This is a genomic window from Streptomyces sp. NPDC059785 (assembly GCF_042732375.1).
In the GTDB taxonomy this organism is placed as follows: Bacteria; Actinomycetota; Actinomycetes; order Streptomycetales; family Streptomycetaceae; genus Streptomyces.
In genome coordinates, this window is sequence record NZ_JBHWHV010000006.1 from 129,412 (window position 1) to 146,903 (window position 17,492).

The 17,492-nt window shown below is 70.5% G+C and carries 11 protein-coding genes; 7 read left to right on the forward strand and 4 right to left on the reverse strand.

Annotated features, from left to right (window positions below; all coding sequences use genetic code 11):
* Window positions 1-45: 45 nt before the first annotated feature.
* From ACFV6E_RS06660 to metH, 3 genes are all read right to left on the reverse strand, one after another.
* Window positions 46-1,644 (reverse strand): ABC transporter substrate-binding protein, encoded by a 1,599-nt coding sequence (locus ACFV6E_RS06660; protein ID WP_385170751.1) that lies wholly within the window; start codon window positions 1,642-1,644, stop codon window positions 46-48.
* Window positions 1,645-2,089: 445 nt separating this feature from the next.
* The gene (locus ACFV6E_RS06665; RefSeq protein ID WP_385170754.1) at window positions 2,090-2,794 is read right to left on the reverse strand and encodes an HAD family hydrolase; all 705 of its coding nucleotides are present in this window, start codon (window positions 2,792-2,794) and stop codon (window positions 2,090-2,092) included.
* A 163-nt stretch (window positions 2,795-2,957) separates the two neighbouring features.
* A complete protein-coding gene (metH, locus tag ACFV6E_RS06670) occupies window positions 2,958-6,488 on the reverse strand; it encodes a methionine synthase (RefSeq protein WP_385459700.1) in 3,531 nt (1,176 codons plus the stop codon).
* A gap of 293 nt (window positions 6,489-6,781) precedes the next feature.
* Here metH and ACFV6E_RS06675 point away from each other — a divergent pair, with 293 nt between their 5' ends.
* From ACFV6E_RS06675 to ACFV6E_RS06705, 7 genes are all read left to right on the forward strand, one after another.
* Entirely contained in the window at window positions 6,782-7,546 is a 765-nt protein-coding gene (locus ACFV6E_RS06675) for an IclR family transcriptional regulator (RefSeq protein ID WP_385170759.1), read from the forward strand.
* A 344-nt stretch (window positions 7,547-7,890) separates the two neighbouring features.
* The gene (locus ACFV6E_RS06680) at window positions 7,891-8,682 is read left to right on the forward strand and encodes an MIP/aquaporin family protein (RefSeq protein ID WP_385170762.1); all 792 of its coding nucleotides are present in this window, start codon (window positions 7,891-7,893) and stop codon (window positions 8,680-8,682) included.
* A gap of 62 nt (window positions 8,683-8,744) precedes the next feature.
* Complete coding sequence (gene glpK, locus ACFV6E_RS06685; protein ID WP_385170765.1) at window positions 8,745-10,286, forward strand: glycerol kinase GlpK; 1,542 nt, start codon at window positions 8,745-8,747, stop codon at window positions 10,284-10,286.
* Between the two features lie 29 nt (window positions 10,287-10,315).
* The gene (locus ACFV6E_RS06690) at window positions 10,316-11,932 is read left to right on the forward strand and encodes an FAD-dependent oxidoreductase (RefSeq protein WP_385170767.1); all 1,617 of its coding nucleotides are present in this window, start codon (window positions 10,316-10,318) and stop codon (window positions 11,930-11,932) included.
* 187 nt (window positions 11,933-12,119) lie between these two features.
* Window positions 12,120-13,160, forward strand: coding sequence for a PAC2 family protein (locus tag ACFV6E_RS06695; protein WP_385170770.1), 1,041 nt, complete (start codon window positions 12,120-12,122; stop codon window positions 13,158-13,160).
* A gap of 325 nt (window positions 13,161-13,485) precedes the next feature.
* Window positions 13,486-15,225 (forward strand): S8 family peptidase, encoded by a 1,740-nt coding sequence (locus tag ACFV6E_RS06700; protein WP_385170773.1) that lies wholly within the window; start codon window positions 13,486-13,488, stop codon window positions 15,223-15,225.
* A 60-nt stretch (window positions 15,226-15,285) separates the two neighbouring features.
* Entirely contained in the window at window positions 15,286-15,909 is a 624-nt protein-coding gene (locus ACFV6E_RS06705) for a hypothetical protein (RefSeq protein WP_385170776.1), read from the forward strand.
* Between the two features lie 179 nt (window positions 15,910-16,088).
* Here ACFV6E_RS06705 and mshC read toward each other — a convergent pair whose 3' ends face one another.
* A complete protein-coding gene (gene mshC / locus ACFV6E_RS06710) occupies window positions 16,089-17,318 on the reverse strand; it encodes a cysteine--1-D-myo-inosityl 2-amino-2-deoxy-alpha-D-glucopyranoside ligase (protein ID WP_385459702.1) in 1,230 nt (409 codons plus the stop codon).
* Window positions 17,319-17,492 lie beyond the last annotated feature (174 nt).

Consider the following 17,492-nt stretch of genomic DNA (forward strand, 5'->3'; position numbering starts at 1 on the left):
GCGTATCGGCGGGGTTTCGCTGCCCGCCCGGCTCCGTTCAGCCGGTCACAGGCCCCGGCCCAGTTCCCAGAGCTGGAGAGTGGAGGAGGAGTTGATCGCCCACTCGGCACCCGTGATGTCGTCCCGGGCCGCGATGTACTGCTTGCCCTGCCAGACGGGGAGCAGCGGTACGTCCGCGGCGACGATGTCCTGGGCCGTGGTGAGGCTCTTCGCGGCGTTCAGCCGGTCGGCCTCGCGACGGGACTCGGGGATCAGCGTCTTGCGGATCTCGTTGTTCACGTACGGGGAGTTGAGGGTGTTGTCCGCGTCGAGGAACGGGGTCAGGTAGTTCTCGGCGTCGGGGAAGTCGGGGAACCAGCCGAGGCCGTAGATGTCGTACTTGCCCTCGCGCTGCGCCGGCCGGTAGGTCTCCCAGGCGGTGCCCTTGATGTCGACGTCGAACAGGCCGCTGTCGTTGAGCTGCTTCTTGAGGATCTCGAACTCGGACTTGGTGGCCGAACCGTAGTGGTCGGTCGTGTAGTTGAGGGTGAGCTTCACCGGGGTGGTGATGCCCGCCCGGTCCAGGATGTCGGCGGCCTTGGTCTTGCTCGGGTCCCCGTACTTGTTGAAGAACGAGTTGGAGTGGCCGGTGACGCCCGCCGGGACCATCGAGAACAGCGGCTGGGCCTGGCTGCCGTAGACCTCGGAGACGAGTTCGCCGCGGTCGATGACCTGGGCGAACGCCTGCCGGACGGCCTTGGACTTGACCGACGGCTTGGAGGTGTCGAAGCCGATGTAGCGGATTTCGAGTCCGGCCATCTCGACCAGGTTGATGTCGCCGCCGGATTCCTTGGAGAGCTTGTCGATCTGCTCCGGGGACATCGAGCGGGTCATCAGGTCGATGTCGCCCTTCTTCAGGGCGGTGCCCATGGTGTCCGCGTCGGCGAAGGAGCGCAGTTCGACCTTCTCGTTCTTCGGTTCCAGGAGCCCCTTGTAGTTGGGGTTCTTGGTGAAGACGGCCTTGACGAGCTCGTTGTTCTTGACCTCGGACTCGAGCGTGTAGGGGCCCGAGCCGTCGATCTGGAAGCCCTCGCGGAGCTTGCCCTTGTTGTAGTCGTCGGGGTTGACGATGCCGGCGACCGGGGTCGACAGCTTGAAGGGGAAGGTGGCGTCGGCCGTGTTGAGGTGGAAGATCACCTCGCGGTCGCCCTGCGTCTCGACGGTGTCGATGGTGGAGAGCAGCGCGAAGACACCGCTGTCGGCCTTGATGGACCGGGCGCGGTCGATGGAGAACTTGACGTCCTTGGCGGTGACGGGGTCGCCGCTGGCGAACTTCAGGTCCTTGCGGAGCGTGCAGGCGTAGCGCTCATTGCCGGTGTCCGTGAAGCCGCACTGCTGGGCGGCTTCCGGCTGCGGCTCGCCGTCGCCGCGGGGCTGGGCCATCAGGGTCTGCACCGTCTGGCGCAGGATGTTCCAGGCGCCGACGTCGTAGGCGTACGCGGGGTCCAGCGGCGCGGGCGTCTCGCTGGTGGCCGTGAACCGGTCCGTGGTGCCGACGACGATCGCTTCGCCGCTCTTGCCCCCGCTGTCCGACCCGCCACAGGCGGCGAGCACCGGGCCGAGCAGGCCGACGATCGCCGGCAGCACCAAAGTCTTGCGGTTCATGCTCGAGTTTCTCCAGAGCTGTCGAGTCCGTGTACCCGGCATGCAGGGGTGGGTGCCGCGGATCACGGGGGTGTTGTGGCGATGTTCTCCCGAGGAGATTAGTCCGCGCTCGCGAGGCGGTTCACAGGCAGTGCGAGGACCGTGCCATCACGCTGCGAAACCGGGCGTGGACACACCGAAAACCCGACAGAGGAAGGATTAGTGCAGCCTTTCACCAATCGGTACACAAGGGCACACCGAACCCCCGTGAAAACCGGGGTTCGGCACACGACCGCCACCATGTCGACCCCCGCGCAAGTGGGGAACGTCACATGTCCAACTCGGCGGGTGGTCAACGGAATTCGGCCATCCGTCCGAGATCCCGAATACCCGGGTCCCGGACGGACAACCGGTCCGGTCGCGTCGACCGTTCGTACACGCTGAGTGATCGTTCCGGGGGCGTCCGTCAGGTGGCGTCCGTCGTCATCAGACCGTGCAGGAACGGCAGATCGACCTCTTCCAGCGAGGTGACCACGGTCCGCCGGGCCGCGGGGGCGATGGGTGCCACGGAGGGCACGGCGACGACCCGGCAGCCCGCGGCCTCGGCGGCGGCGACGCCGGTCGCGGTGTCCTCGATGACCGCGCACCTGGCCGGGTCCGCGCCGAGCCCGGAGGCCGCCAGGAGGTAGGGGTCGGGGAACGGCTTGGTGCGCTCCACCTCGTCGCCCGCGACGGTCAGCGCGAAGTGCTGCGGGCCGAGAAAGGCCAGCACGCGGTCGATGATGCGCCGGTGCGAGGCGGAGACGAGGGCGGTGGGGACCTCGTGCGCGGCGAGTTCGGCGAGCAGCCGGGCGGCGCCCGGCATCAGCGGCAGTGCCCGTCCGATGCGGTCCTCGAACCCGTCGTTGAGCAGGACGGACAGCTCGGCCAGGGTGATGTCGGCGCCGGTGGCCTCGATGAGGAAGCCGGCGCTGCGGGCCATGGGGCCGCCGACCACCACGTGCCGCCAGGCGTCGTCGAGGGTGTGCCCGAGGGATGCGAAGACCTCGGCCTCGACGTCCCACCAGAAGCCCTCGGTGTCCACCAGGGTTCCGTCCATGTCGAGGAGTACGGCCTGGAGGGCTGAGCCTTCGGCCGTACCGATACTGAGCGCGGGGACCGTACTGGTCATCCTGGCGCACCTCCTTGAGGGACGATCAGGCCGGCTGCCCGCTCCGTCACGGAGGGGCAGCCGGCCTGCAGTGGACCGACCAGTGTACGACTTGTCCGACCAGAGTGCCTGGAGATGCCGCCGGGCCTGCTCTGACGCATTCCCGGGGGTGCTGCGGCGCCGGTCAGCGTGCGTTGAAGTATTTGGCCTCGGGGTGGTGGATCACGATGGCGTCCGTGGACTGTTCGGGGTGGAGCTGGAACTCCTCGGAGAGGTGGACGCCGATGCGTTCCGGCTCCAGGAGGGTGGCGATCTTGGCGCGGTCCTCCAGGTTGGGGCAGGCGCCGTAGCCCAGGGAGAAGCGGGCGCCGCGGTACTTGAGGTCGAACATGTCCTCGATGGCGGTGGGGTCCTCGCCTGCGAAGCCGAGTTCGGCGCGGACGCGCGCGTGCCAGTACTCGGCGAGGGCCTCGGCGAGCTGTACGGACAGGCCGTGCAGCTCCAGGTAGTCGCGGTAGGCGTTGGCCTCGAAGAGTTCGGCGGTGCGCTCGCCGATCTTCGAGCCGACGGTGACGACCTGGAAGCCGACGACGTCGGTGTCGCCGGACTCCTCGGGCCGGAAGAAGTCGGCGAGGCAGAGCCGGCGGCCGCGGCGCTGGCGGGGGAAGGTGAAGCGGGTGCGTTCGTTGCCCTGTTCGTCCAGGACGATCAGGTCGTCGTCCTTGGAGACGCAGGGGAAGTAGCCGTGGATGACGGCGGCTTCGAGGAGGTTCTCGGTCTGGAGCCGGTCGAGAAGGCCGCGCAGCCGGGGCCGGCCGTCGGTCTCGACCAGTTCCTCGTAGGTCGGTCCGTCGCCGGTGCGGGCCTGCTTCAGGCCCCACTGGCCCTTGAACAGGGCGCCCTCGTCCAGCCAGGAGGCGTACTCCTTGAGCTGGATGCCCTTGCTGACGCGGGTGCCCCAGAACGGCGGGGCGGGGACGGGGTTGTCGGTGGCGACGTCGGAGCGGACGTGGCCTTCCTCGGGGCGCTCTTCTACGACGGTGGCGGCCGTGGCCCGTACCCGGCGCTGCTTGAGTTCGGGCAGGGCGGCTCCGGGGACGCCGCGCTTGACGGCGATCAGGGCGTCCATCAGGCGCAGGCCCTCGAAGGCGTCGCGGGCGTAGCGGACCTCGCCCTCGTAGATCTCGTGCAGGTCCTGTTCGACGTAGGCGCGGGTGAGGGCGGCGCCGCCGAGGATGACCGGGTAGTCGGCGGCCAGCTTGCGCTGGTTGAGCTCCTCCAGGTTCTCCTTCATGATCACGGTGGACTTGACCAGGAGTCCGGACATGCCGATGACGTCGGCGGCGTGCTCCTGGGCGGCCTCCAGGATCGCGGAGACGGGCTGCTTGATGCCGAGGTTGACGACGTTGTAGCCGTTGTTGGACAGGATGATGTCGACGAGGTTCTTGCCGATGTCGTGGACGTCGCCGCGGACGGTGGCGAGCACGATGGTGCCCTTGCCCTCGGCGTCGGACTTCTCCATGTGCGGTTCGAGGTGGGCCACGGCCGACTTCATGACCTCGGCGGACTGGAGCACGAACGGGAGCTGCATCTGGCCGGAGCCGAAGAGTTCGCCGACCACCTTCATGCCGTCGAGGAGGGTCTCGTTGACGATGTCGAGGGCGGGGCGCTCTTCGAGGGCGGTGTCGAGGTCGGCTTCGAGGCCGTTCTTCTCGCCGTCGATGATGCGCCGCTTGAGGCGCTCCTCCAGGGGCAGCGCGGCCAGTTCCTCGGCCTTGCCGGCCTTGAGGGACTTGGCGGTGGCGCCCTCGAAGAGCGCCATCAGCTTCTGGAGGGGGTCGTAGCCCTCGGCGCGCCGGTCGTGGATGAGGTCGAGGGCGGTGGTGACCTCCTCCTCGCTGAACCGGGCGATCGGCAGGATCTTGCTGGCGTGCACGATCGCCGAGTCCAGGCCCGCCTTGACGCATTCGTCGAGGAAGACGGAGTTGAGCAGGATGCGGGCGGCCGGGTTGAGGCCGAAGGAGATGTTCGACAGGCCCAGCGTGGTCTGGACGTCGGGGTGGCGGCGCTTGAGTTCGCGGATCGCCTCGATGGTGGCGACGCCGTCCCGGCGGGATTCCTCCTGGCCGGTGCAGATGGTGAAGGTCAGGCAGTCGATGAGGATGTCGGACTCGTGGATGCCCCAGTTCTCCGTCAGGTCCTCGATGAGCCGTTCGGCGATGGCGACCTTGGTCTCGACGGTGCGGGCCTGGCCCTCCTCGTCGATGGTCAGCGCGATGAGCGCGGCGCCGTGTTCCTGCGCGAGCCGGGTGACCTTGGCGAAGCGGGAGTCGGGGCCGGCGCCGTCCTCGTAGTTGACCGAGTTGATGACGGCGCGCCCGCCGAGCTTCTCGAGCCCTGCGCGCAGGACGTCGACCTCGGTGGAGTCCAGGACGATGGGCAGGGTGGAGGCGGTGGCGAAGCGGCCGGCCAGTTCCTCCATGTCGGCGACGCCGTCGCGGCCCACGTAGTCGACGCACAGGTCGAGCATGTGGGCGCCTTCGCGGATCTGGTCGCGGGCCATCTCGACGCAGTCGTCCCAGCGGCCTTCGAGCATGGCCTCGCGGAACTTCTTGGAGCCGTTGGCGTTGGTGCGCTCGCCGATCGCCAGGTAGGAGGTGTCCTGGCGGAAGGGAACGGTCTGGTAGAGGCTCGCGGCGCCGGGCTCGGGGCGCGGTTCGCGCGGGGTGGGGGCGAGGTCGCGGACGCGCTCGACGACCTGTCGCAGGTGTTCGGGGGTGGTGCCGCAGCAGCCGCCGACCAGGGACAGGCCGTACTCCTGGACGAAGGTCTCCTGCGCGTCGGCGAGCTCCGGGGCCGTCAGCGGGTAGTGCGCGCCGTCCTTGCCGAGGACGGGGAGGCCGGCGTTCGGCATGCAGGACAGCGGGATGCGCGAGTGCCGGGCCAGATAGCGCAGGTGCTCGCTCATCTCGGCGGGGCCGGTGGCGCAGTTCAGGCCGATCATGTCGATGCCGAGCGGTTCGAGCGCGGTGAGCGCGGCGCCGATCTCGGAGCCGAGCAGCATGGTGCCGGTGGTCTCGACGGTCACGGAGACGACGAGCGGCAGGTCGTGCCCGGTGGCGTCCAGGGCGCGGCGGGCGCCGAGGACGGCGGCCTTGGTCTGGAGCAGGTCCTGCGTGGTCTCGACGAGCAGCGCGTCGGCGCCGCCGGCGATCATGCCTTCGGCGTTGCGCTGGTAGGCGTCGCGCAGGGTGGTGTACGGGGCGTGGCCGAGGGTGGGCAGCTTGGTGCCGGGGCCCATGGAGCCGAGTACCCAGCGCTGCTGTCCGGTGGAGGCGGTGAACTCGTCGGCGACCTCGCGGGCGATGCGGGCGCCGGCCTCGGACAGCTCGTACACGCGCTCGGGGATGTCGTACTCGCCGAGTGCGGAGTGGTTGGCGCCGAAGGTGTTGGTCTCGACGCAGTCGACGCCGACGGAGAAGTACGCCTCGTGGACGGAGCGGACGATGTCGGGGCGGGTCAGGTTCAGGATCTCGTTGCAGCCTTCGAGGTTCTGGAAGTCCTCGAGGGTGGGGTCCTGTGCCTGGAGCATCGTGCCCATCGCGCCGTCGGCGACCACGACGCGGCTGGCGAGGGCCTGGCGGAGGGCGTCGGTTCGGCTTCTGCTGTCGGCGGCTGCGGACGACACGGATGACGGGTTCGGCAACGAGGCCATGGAAGATGCTCCCTGGGGTGCGACGGCTGTCGGCTTTGCGCTTCTCATGGAAGGCGCACGTCGCCAGGGTAGCCCGGGGCACCGCGGATCGGTCAGAGGCGTCCACAGGACGGACGGGTGTGGCGGGTGCGGCGGTGCCCGGCACCGGCGGACGTCGGGGGCGCGCGATGGCGGAAACACGCGCCGACCACCATTAGCGGTGGGTCGGCAACGACCGGTAGTGTTCGACATTGCCGAACGGCGGCAGTGAGGACGCTCGCCGGCGGCTGATGGGGACGGAGGGCAGGACGGCGATGGCACGGAACATCCAGTCGCTCGAACGGGCGGCCGCGATGCTGCGGCTGCTCGCGGGCGGGGAACGGCGGCTCGGCCTGTCGGACATCGCCTCGTCGCTGGGCCTCGCCAAGGGCACGGCCCACGGCATACTGCGCACCCTCCAGCAGGAGGGCTTCGTCGAGCAGGACCAGGCGTCGGGGCGCTACCAGCTCGGCGCGGAGCTGCTGCGCCTGGGCACCACCTATCTCGATGTGCACGAGCTGCGGGCGCGGGCCCTGGTGTGGACGGACGACCTGGCGCGCTCCAGCGGCGAGAGCGTCTATCTCGGGGTGCTGCACCAGCAGGGGGTGCTGATCGTGCACCACGTCTTCCGTCCGGACGACAGCCGCCAGGTGCTGGAGGTGGGGGCCATGCAGCCGCTGCACTCCACGGCGCTCGGCAAGGTCCTCACGGCGTACGACCCGGTGGCGCACAGCGAGGCCCTGGAGGCCGAGCGCAAGGTGTTCACGCCCCGTACGGTCGCGGACCTGGAGGACTTCGAGGGCGTCCTGGACCTGACCCGGGCCCGGGGGTACGCGGCCGACGTCGAGGAGACCTGGACGGGTGTCGCCTCCCTCGCCGCGCCCATCCACGACCGGCGGCGGATGCCGGTCGGCGCGGTGGGCATCACCGGGGCGGTGGAGCGGTTCTGCCGGGACGGCGAGGTGCGTCCCGAGCTGATCGCGGCGGTCCGTGACTGTGCCCGCGCGGTGTCGCGGGACCTGGGCGCGGGGCGGTTCTGAACCACGGATTCTTGAGGCCGGGAGCCGGGCGGTTCCCGCACGGGGGCCGGGGCGCCGCGGGGCGTCCCGGCCCCCATGCATGTTTACGCCTCCGGCCGGGCAGCTCGATCGATAGCCCGCGCCGATCAATAACGATCGTGGTTTCGATTACAGAACCCTTGACGAGCTGGTGAACCCGGAGCAAGACTCCCGTCCATCGGTCGGCATTGTCGAACACCTGACGGCAATAGGAGTTAGAGTGTGACAACGCCAGAGGCCGGCCACGCTCTCGATTCCCGAGAGCACGAACCACCGGAGGGACCCGGGGTTCGGCTTCCCCTGGACGAAGGACAAAGGAGTCGCGGGTGTCCAGCTCCGACATCTTCATCGGCGAGACGATCGGTACCGCCGTACTCATCCTGCTCGGCGGCGGCGTGTGCGCCGCCGTCACCCTGAAGCGCTCGAAGGCGTTCAACGCCGGCTGGGTGGCGATCACCTTCGGGTGGGGCTTCGCGGTCCTGACCGGCGCCTACCTCGCGGGCGGCGTCTCCGGCGCGCACCTCAACCCGGCGGTCACCATCGGTCTCGCCATCGAGGGCGGCACCAAGTGGAGCGACGTGCCGCTGTACCTGGCCTCGCAGCTCCTCGGCGCGATGATCGGCGCCGTGCTCGTGTGGGTCACGTACTACGGACAGTTCCACGCCCACCTCACCGACCCCGAGGTGCTGGCCGCGCAGCCGGTCGAGGAGGGCCTGGTCGACCAGAAGACCGCGCCCGCCGCAGGCCCCGTGCTCGGCGTCTTCTCCACCGGCCCCGAGATCCGCAACGCCGTGCAGAACCTGGCCACGGAGATCGTCGCGACCGTCGTCCTGGTGCTCGCCATCCTCACCCAGGGCCTGAACAACGACGGCAACGGGCTCGGTGTCCTCGGCGCCATGGTGACCGCGTTCGTCGTGGTGGGCATCGGCCTCTCGCTCGGCGGTCCGACCGGGTACGCCATCAACCCCGTCCGCGACCTGGGCCCGCGCATCGTGCACGCGCTGCTGCCGCTGCCGAACAAGGGCGGCTCCGACTGGGGCTACGCCTGGATCCCGGTGGTGGGGCCGCTCATCGGCGGCGCCATAGCCGGCGGCCTGTACAACGTGGCCTTCAAGTGAGCCACCGGCCGACCACCCAGTCCCCACGCACCGACGCCACCCGAGACCTCCAGGAGCACACCGTGACCGACGCACACACCGCCGGCCCGTTCATCGCCGCGATCGACCAGGGCACCACGTCCAGCCGCTGCATCGTCTTCGACCGGGACGGCCGCATCGTCTCCGTCGACCAGAAGGAGCACGAGCAGATCTTCCCCAAGCCGGGCTGGGTCGAGCACGACGCGGCCGAGATCTGGACCAACGTCCAGGAGGTCGTCGCCTCGGCGGTCGAGAAGGCCGGCATCACCCGCGACGACATCAAGGCCATCGGCATCACCAACCAGCGTGAGACCACGCTGCTCTGGGACAAGAACACCGGCGAGCCCGTCCACAACGCGATCGTCTGGCAGGACACCCGTACCGACGCGCTCTGCAAGGAGCTCGGCCGCAACGTCGGCCAGGACCGCTTCCGGCGCGAGACGGGCCTGCCCCTGGCCTCGTACTTCGCGGGTCCGAAGGCCCGCTGGCTGCTCGACAACGTCGACGGGCTGCGCGAGCGCGCCGAGGCCGGAGACATCCTCTTCGGCACCATGGACAGCTGGGTCATCTGGAACCTGACGGGCGGGGTGAACGGCGGCAAGCACGTCACCGACGTCACCAACGCCTCCCGCACGATGCTGATGAACCTGCACACCATGCAGTGGGACGAGAAGATCTGCGAGTCCATCGGCGTCCCGACGCAGATGCTGCCCGAGATCCGCTCCTCCGCCGAGGTGTACGGCGAGATCACCGGCGGCCGGCTGGGCGACCTGCTCGGCGGCATCCCGGTCGCCTCGGCGCTCGGCGACCAGCAGGCGGCCCTGTTCGGCCAGACCTGTTTCGCCGAGGGCGAGGCCAAGTCCACCTACGGCACCGGCACCTTCCTGCTGATGAACACCGGTGACAAGCCGGTCAACTCCTACAACGGCCTGCTGACCACGGTCGGCTACCGCATCGGCGACCAGAAGGCGGTCTACGCCCTGGAGGGCTCGATCGCGGTCACCGGCTCGCTCGTGCAGTGGATGCGCGACCAGATGGGCCTGATCAAGTCCGCCGCCGAGATCGAGACGCTCGCGTCCTCGGTCGAGGACAACGGCGGCGCCTACTTCGTACCGGCCTTCTCCGGCCTGTTCGCCCCGTACTGGCGCTCCGACGCCCGCGGTGTGATCGCCGGTCTGACCCGGTACGTCACCAAGGCGCACATCGCGCGCGCCGTGCTGGAGGCCACGGCCTGGCAGACCCGTGAGATCACGGACGCCATGACCAAGGACTCCGGCGTCGAGCTCACCGCCCTCAAGGTCGACGGCGGCATGACCTCCAACAACCTGCTGATGCAGACGCTCGCCGACTTCCTGGACGCGCCGGTGGTGCGCCCGATGGTCGCCGAGACCACCTGCCTCGGCGCCGCCTACGCCGCCGGCCTGGCCGTCGGCTTCTGGTCGAGCACCGACGACCTGCGCGCCAACTGGCGCCGGGCCGCCGAGTGGACCCCCAACATGGCCGCGGACACCCGCGACCGTGAGTACAAGAGCTGGCTCAAGGCCGTCGAGCGGACCATGGGCTGGATCGAAGACGACGAGAACTGACAAGAACCGAACGAGGAGCACAACCCTCCATGACCAGCCAGTCCACCCTGCAGTCCGTGCCTGCCCTCGGTACGCACCCGGCCTCCGGCTCCCTCCCGAGCCGCGCCGAGACCCGGGAGCAGCTCTCCAAGGCGACGTACGACCTCCTCGTCATCGGCGGCGGCATCCTGGGCATCTCCACCGCCTGGCATGCCGCGCAGTCGGGGCTGCGGGTGGCCCTGGTCGACGCCGGCGACTTCGCCGGCGCCACCTCCTCCGCCTCCTCCAAGCTGCTCCACGGCGGTCTGCGCTATCTGCAGACCGGCGCGGTGAAGCTGGTGGCGGAGAACCACTTCGAGCGCCGTGCGGTCTCCCGCCAGGTGGCCCCCCACCTGGCGAACCCGCTCACCTTCTACCTCCCCGTGTACAAGGGCGGGCCGCACGGCGCGGCGAAGCTCGGCGCGGGCGTCTTCGCCTACTCCGCCCTGTCGGCGTTCGGCGACGGCGTCGGCCACCTGCTCTCCCCCGGCAAGGCCCAGCGGGACGTCCCGGAGCTGCGCACAGAGAACCTGAAGGCCGTGGCCGTGTACGGCGACGACCAGATGAACGACGCGCGGATGGCGCTGATGACGGTCCGCGCGGCCGTCGACTCCGGCGCCGTGGTGCTCAACCACGCCGAGGTGACGGGCCTGCGCTTCACCCGGGGCCGGGTCACCGGCGCGGAGCTGAAGGACCGCACCGACGGCACGGAGTTCGGGGTCGACGCCCGGCTCGTGCTCAACGCGACCGGCCCGTGGGTCGACCACCTGCGCCGGATGGAGAACCCGGACGCGGCGCCGTCGATCCGGCTGTCCAAGGGCGCGCACCTGGTCCTCAAGCGCACCTCCCCCTGGAAGGCCGCGCTCGCCACCCCCATCGACAAGTACCGCATCACCTTCGCCCTCCCCTGGGAGGACATGCTGCTGCTCGGCACCACCGACGAGGAGTACGAGGGCGACCCGGCCGAGGTCGCGGTCACCGAGAAGGACACCGCCCAGATCCTGGACGAGGCCGCCTTCTCCATCCGCGACCAGCAGCTGTCCCGTGACCTGATCACGTACGCGTTCGCGGGTCTGCGGGTGCTGCCGGGCGGTCCCGGTGACACCTCGAAGGCCAAGCGCGAGACGGTCGTCACCGAGGGCCGCGGCGGCATGCTGTCCGTCGCGGGCGGCAAGTGGACCACCTTCCGGCACATCGGCCGTACGGTCATGCAGAAGCTGGAGACGCTGCCGGGCCGGCCGCTCGGCGACGACTTCGAGCCGATCAGGGAACTGCCGAAGAAGCTGCCGCTGCCCGGTGTCGCCAACCCGCGCGCGGTCGCGCACCGGCTGCTGGTCGACGCTCCGGCGCCCGGCCCGCGGATGGGCGCCGACACCGCCAAGCACCTGGCCACCCACTACGGTTCGCTGGCCTTCGACATCGCCCGCCTGGCGAACGAGAACCCGGAGCTCGGCGAGCGCGTGCACCCCGACGCCCCGGAGATCTGGGCGCAGGTGGTGTACGCCCGTGACCACGAGTGGGCCGAGACGGCGGACGACGTGCTGCGCCGCCGTACGACGCTGACGATCCGCGGCCTCGCCACGGACGAGGTCCGCGGCAAGGTGCAGGACCTGCTCGACAAGAAGTAGGAGCCGGCCCGCCGAGCGGGTACGGGCAGGTGAGGGGCGGCTCCCGGAGGGGCCGCCCCTCACGTGTGTGGGCCCGCCTCACGGGGCAGTGATCCGTTCACTCCCCCGTGCAAGGGGGCTGCGGGCGCCCCCTGCGCACGCCGTAAGGTTGGGACGTACGCGAGGGCACGTCGGAAGGAGGCGCTGGGTGATCGAGCTCGAGGGGGTTCCCGAGCTGATCGACCCGGTCATGGTGGCCGCGTTCGAGGGCTGGAACGACGCCGGGGACGCGGCATCGGCCGCGGTCGCGCATCTGGACAGGGAGTGGAAGGGCGAGGTGTTCGCGGCGCTCGACGCCGAGGACTACTACGACTTCCAGGTCAACCGTCCCACCGTGTGGCTGGACAGCGGCGTACGCAAGATCACTTGGCCGACGACGCGTCTGTCGGTGGTCCGCGTCGGCGGCGAGAAGCCGCGCGACCTGGTGCTGGTCCGGGGCATCGAGCCGTCGATGCGCTGGCGCTCGTTCTGCAACGAGCTGCTGGGCTTTGCGCACGAACTGGGCGTGGAGCTGGTGGTGATCCTGGGCGCGCTGCTCGGCGACACCCCGCACACCCGCCCGGTCCCGGTCAGCGGGGTGACGTCCGATCCGGACCTGGCCCGCACCATGGACCTGGAGGAGACCAAGTACGAGGGCCCGACGGGCATCGTCGGCATCCTCCAGGAGGCGTGCACGCACGCGGGCGTGCCCGCGGTGTCGCTGTGGGCGGCGGTCCCGCACTACGTGTCGCAGCCGCCGAACCCGAAGGCGACGCTGGCCCTCCTCAACCGTCTCGAGGACCTGATCGACCTGCGCATTCCGCTGGGCGAGCTGCCGGAGGACGCGCGTGCCTGGCAGTTGGGCGTGGACCAGCTCGCCGCGGAGGACAGCGAGGTCGCCGAGTACGTGCAGACGCTGGAGGAGGCCCGGGACACCGCCGAGCTGCCGGAGGCGTCGGGCGAGGCGATCGCCCGGGAGTTCGAGCGTTATCTGCGGCGCAGGGACGGCGGCGGCCCCGCGGCCCAGGCCGGCGGGCACGCGACGGAGAGCGGTGACTCCCCCACGTTCCTGCGGGACGCGCCCAGCGGCCGGACCCGGCCGCCCAAGCCGCAGCGTCCGGAGCCCGGCCCCGCGGCCGGGGACGACGACGCAAAGGACGACGCCAAGGGCGACGACCCGGCGGAGGGGCCCGACTCTCCGGAGGACTGACGGCCTGTGCCGGACATGAAGGGGCGGTGCGCACGCGGCGCACCGCCCCTCGGCGTTCGTGTGCCCTGCGCATCGCCCTGTGGCGTTCTCGCATCCTGCGTATCTCGCAGCCTTTGGCCGGAATGCTACGTGACACTCGTTTCAGGTCGGATTGCACGGGGTTCCCCTTTCAACTTGTTCCTAAACCAAGTTGGCCGATGTGGGGTGGACGAGTCGCCGTGGGCGTGCCAGGTTGGGCCCCGAAGACGCGGCCCGGGGACGGGACATGGCACCCCGTCATGCCGCTGTTCCGAGCACCCGCACGGACCGAAGGGAGCGGTACCCGATGACCGACCAGGTACAGCCGACGCAAGGCCCGGGAGCGTCCGGTCCGGGACCCGACGGAGCGGGATTCACCTACCGAGGAGCCGAACCGGAACTGATCGTCGTGGCGCGCCCCGAGGCTCGGCTGAGGGCCGGCACGGAGGGTGTCCGCTCGGCGGCGGGGTCGGACGTATCGGCCCTCAACATGTTCCTCACCGACGAACAGCTCGCCCTGGAACCGCTGTTCGGCAGCGAGGAGCGGCTCCAGCAGTCCTCGTCCGCGGGCGCGGAGAGCTCACCCGAGCTCGCGCTGTACTACCGGGTGCGCGGCGTCCAGAGCCGCGCGCAGGAGTTACGGGCCCGGATCGCGGCGCTGCCGGAGATCGACACGGCGTATGTGAAGCCGGGCGCGGTGCCCGCCTCGCTGGGGCCGATCGGGCAGAGCGGGGACGAGAACGGACGGCTGAAGGAGGGCGCTCCGGTGACGCCCGACTTCAGCGGCCGCCAGGGCTATCTGCGTCCGGCGCCCGAGGGCATCGACGCGCAGTGGGCCTGGCAGCGGCCCGGCGGCGCGGGGCACGGCGTGACGGTGATCGACGTGGAGGGCGCCTGGCAGCTCGGCCACGAGGACCTGGCCGCCAAGCTGGCCGGCGTCGTCGTGGGCACCCCGCTGACCGACCTGGCCTGGCGCAACCACGGCACCGCCGTGATCGGTGTGATCGGCGGCGACCGCAACGAGTACGGCATCACCGGGATCGTCCCGGACACGGTGACCGCGGCCGCGTCCTTCCAGGGCATCGGCACCGCCTCCGCGATCCACGCGGCGGCCGACCGGCTGGGCCCCGGTGACATCGTCCTGATCGAACTCCACCGGCCGGGACCGCGCTTCGACTTCGAGGGGCGCGACGACCAGCGGGGCTACATCGGGATCGAGTGGTGGCCGGACGACCTGGCGGCGATCCGGTACGCGACGTCCCGGGGCGTCGTCGTGGTGGCGGCCGCGGGCAACGGCGGCGAGTCGCTGGACGACGCGCGGTACGAGCGCCGCCCCGACGAATTCCCCGAGTGGTGGCGCAATCCCTTCAACCCCTCCAACCGGTCCTCCGGCGCGATCATGGTCGGCGCGGGCGCACCGCCGCCCGGTACGCACGGCCGCGACCACGGCCCGGACCGCTCGCGCCTGGCGTTCTCCAACTACGGGGCACGCGTGGACGCGCAGGGCTGGGGACGGGAGGTCACGACCACCGGCGGCTCCTGGGACCGGCCCGGCGATCTTCAGGGCGGACCCGAGGAGATCGCCTGGTACACGGACACATTCTCCGGGACCTCCTCAGCCTCCCCGCTGGTGGTCGGCGCACTGGCCTCCCTTCAGGGCATGCTGAAGGCGGCGGGGCAGCAGCCGATGTCCCCGGAGCGGGCCCGCGCGGTGCTGCGGGCCACGGGTTCCCCGCAGCAGGACGCGCCGGGCCGGCCCGCTTCGCAGCGGATCGGCAACCGGCCCGACATCAAGGCGGCAGTCACTCATCTGCTGCCGGGCGCGGTCGGCTCGGGCCAGGCCGAACGGTACTGGGACGAGCTGCTGCCGTATCCGCGCGAACTACCGCCCAGGCTCCGCCTGTTCGTGGCCGGCGCCTGGCGCAACCTCAACAACCCCTCCCCCGAGATGCGGCAGGCGGTGCACACCGCCTTCGCGGGGGGACACCCCGACGTCCGTGTCTGGTTCTCGGACGACGAGGTCGTCGGCCTGGTGATCACGGGCTGAGGATCTGGCCGTCACGGACCGACGGACCGCAACCAACCATTGATGGAAGGTGGCACCCGCATGAGCATCACCCCGCAGATGAGCCAGCAGGGGCAGCAGTACCCGAGCACGTCGCCGTACCAGCAGCAGGGCCAGGGCATGCAGCAGCAGCCCTTCGGGCAGCAGTCCCCCTTCGGGCAGCAGCAGTCGCCCTTCGGCCAGCAGCAGTCGCCGTTCGGCCAGCAGCAGCCGATGGGCATGGGCGGGTCGCTCGAGCAGCTCCAGCAGCTCGGCCAGCAGCAGCCCTACCAGCAACTGCTCCAGCAGCTCGGCCAGCAGCAGGGGTACGGCCAGCAGCAGGGCTACGGGCAGCAGCAGGGTTACGGTCAGCAGCAGGACCAGCAGGAGGAGCAGGTCCAGCAGCACCTCCAGCAGGTCACCCAGCAGGCGGTGCAGCAGGTCTCGACGCGTCAGCTGGTCGCCGGCCAGGCGAACGGCTACATCGACATCGTGCACCCGCTTCCGGGCCAGCCGCGGCAGATCTTCCTGCGGATCCACAACCAGCTGCGGGTTCTCAACAACCCGACCCCGCAGGCGCACGACGAGATCCAGGAAGCCTTCGCCTTCGGTCACCAGGTCATCGGTATCTGGGACAGCCAGTCCCCGACGATCCTGCGCAGCGTCCGGGTGCAGAAGTTCCTCTGACCGTCGGTCCGTGACCGGCAGAGAACCGAACAGCACGGCAGTGCACAGCACGTCAACGACAAGCGCTTCAGCGACAAGCACGTCAGTGACACCGGCGAGAGAAACGCGGGGCGCCTCCTCCCCTCCGGGAGGGAGCGCCCCGCTCCTGTGTTCCGCGGTCCGGCTGTCGCCGGATCAGCTCAGAGGGCCACGCCCAGCAGCGCGTCCACGGCGCGCGACACCAGGCCGGGGGCGCCCTCGTCCGTGCCGCCGTGCTCGTTCTGAAGGGCGGCCCAGCGGTCCACGGCGGCCAGCGCGGCCGGCGCGTCCAGGTCGCTCGCGAGGGCGGTACGGATCTCCTCGACGAGTTCGTCCGCGGGCGGTCCGTCCGGGCGGGACACCGCGGCGCGCCAGGTGCCGAGGCGGGCGACGGCCTCGGCGAGCACGGCGTCCGTGTACTCCCAGTCGGACCGGTAGTGGCGGGAGTGCAGGGCGAGCCGGACGGCCGCCGGGTCCACGCCGTCGTGCCGGAGCCGGGAGACGAAGACCAGGTTGCCCTTGGACTTCGACATCTTCTCCCCGTCGAGGGCGACCATGCCGGCGTGCACGTACGCCTTGGCCATGGGGAACTCGCCGGTCAGCACCTGGGCGTGGGAAGCGCCCATCTCGTGGTGCGGGAAGGCGAGGTCGGAGCCGCCGCCCTGGACGTCGAAGCCCATGCCGAGGTGGTCGAGGGCGATGGCCACGCACTCGATGTGCCAGCCGGGCCGGCCGCGGCCGAGCGAGCCGCCGTCCCAGCTCGGCTCGCCCTCGCGGGCGGCCAGCCAGAGCATCGGGTCGAGCGGGTTCTTCTTGCCCGGCCGGTCCGGGTCGCCGCCGCGCTCGGCGGACAGCAGCCGCATCGCGGCCGCGTCCAGGTGGGAGACGTGCCCGAAGTGCGGGTCGGACTCCACGGAGAAGTAGATGTCGCCGTCGAGCTCGTACGCGGCGCCGGCGTCGCGCAGCCGCTCGACCAGCGGGACGATGCCCGGTATCGCCTCGACGGCGCCGATGTAGTGCTTCGGGGGCAGCATCCTGAGGGCGGTCATGTCCTCGCGGAAGAGGGCGGTCTCCTGCTCGGCGAGCCGCTCCCAGTCGACGCCGTCGCGCTCGGCCCGCTCCAGGAGCGGGTCGTCGATGTCGGTGACGTTCTGGACGTAGTGAACCTGCCGCTTGGTGTCGAGCCACACGCGCTGCACGAGGTCGAACGCGTTGTAGGTCGCCGCGTGACCCAGGTGGGTGGCGTCGTACGGCGTGATGCCGCATACGTAGATACGGGCGACGGGACCGGGGTCGAGGGTGACGAGCCCACCGGTCGCGGTGTCGTGGATCCTCAGGTCGCGGCCCTGACCGGGCAGGGCGGGGACCTCAGAAGCGGGCCAGGCATACATGTCTTGAGCCTAACCGGACGGATGTTCCGTATACGAACCGGACCGGCCCTGATGGCCGAGAAGGCCGCCTTGCGCGAAACCTGCCGGTGTGCTGAGGCCCGGCCGTGCGGGCCACCGGCCCGCAGGGGCCCACCGCCCCGACCGGACCGCAGGGGCCCACAGAACCGCATGAGA

Excerpts from the sequence above, each read along its gene's own strand:
- ACFV6E_RS06660 (WP_385170751.1), bottom strand. The coding sequence starts at position 1,644 with ATGAACCGCAAGACTTTGGTGCTGCCGGCGATCGTCGGCCTGCTCGGC.
- ACFV6E_RS06665 (WP_385170754.1), bottom strand. The coding sequence starts at position 2,794 with ATGACCAGTACGGTCCCCGCGCTCAGTATCGGTACGGCCGAAGGCTCA.
- metH (WP_385459700.1), bottom strand. The coding sequence starts at position 6,488 with ATGGCCTCGTTGCCGAACCCGTCATCCGTGTCGTCCGCAGCCGCCGAC.
- ACFV6E_RS06675 (WP_385170759.1), top strand. The coding sequence starts at position 6,782 with ATGGCACGGAACATCCAGTCGCTCGAACGGGCGGCCGCGATGCTGCGG.
- ACFV6E_RS06690 (WP_385170767.1), top strand. The coding sequence starts at position 10,316 with ATGACCAGCCAGTCCACCCTGCAGTCCGTGCCTGCCCTCGGTACGCAC.
- ACFV6E_RS06700 (WP_385170773.1), top strand. The coding sequence starts at position 13,486 with ATGACCGACCAGGTACAGCCGACGCAAGGCCCGGGAGCGTCCGGTCCG.
- ACFV6E_RS06705 (WP_385170776.1), top strand. The coding sequence starts at position 15,286 with ATGAGCATCACCCCGCAGATGAGCCAGCAGGGGCAGCAGTACCCGAGC.
- mshC (WP_385459702.1), bottom strand. The coding sequence starts at position 17,318 with ATGTATGCCTGGCCCGCTTCTGAGGTCCCCGCCCTGCCCGGTCAGGGC.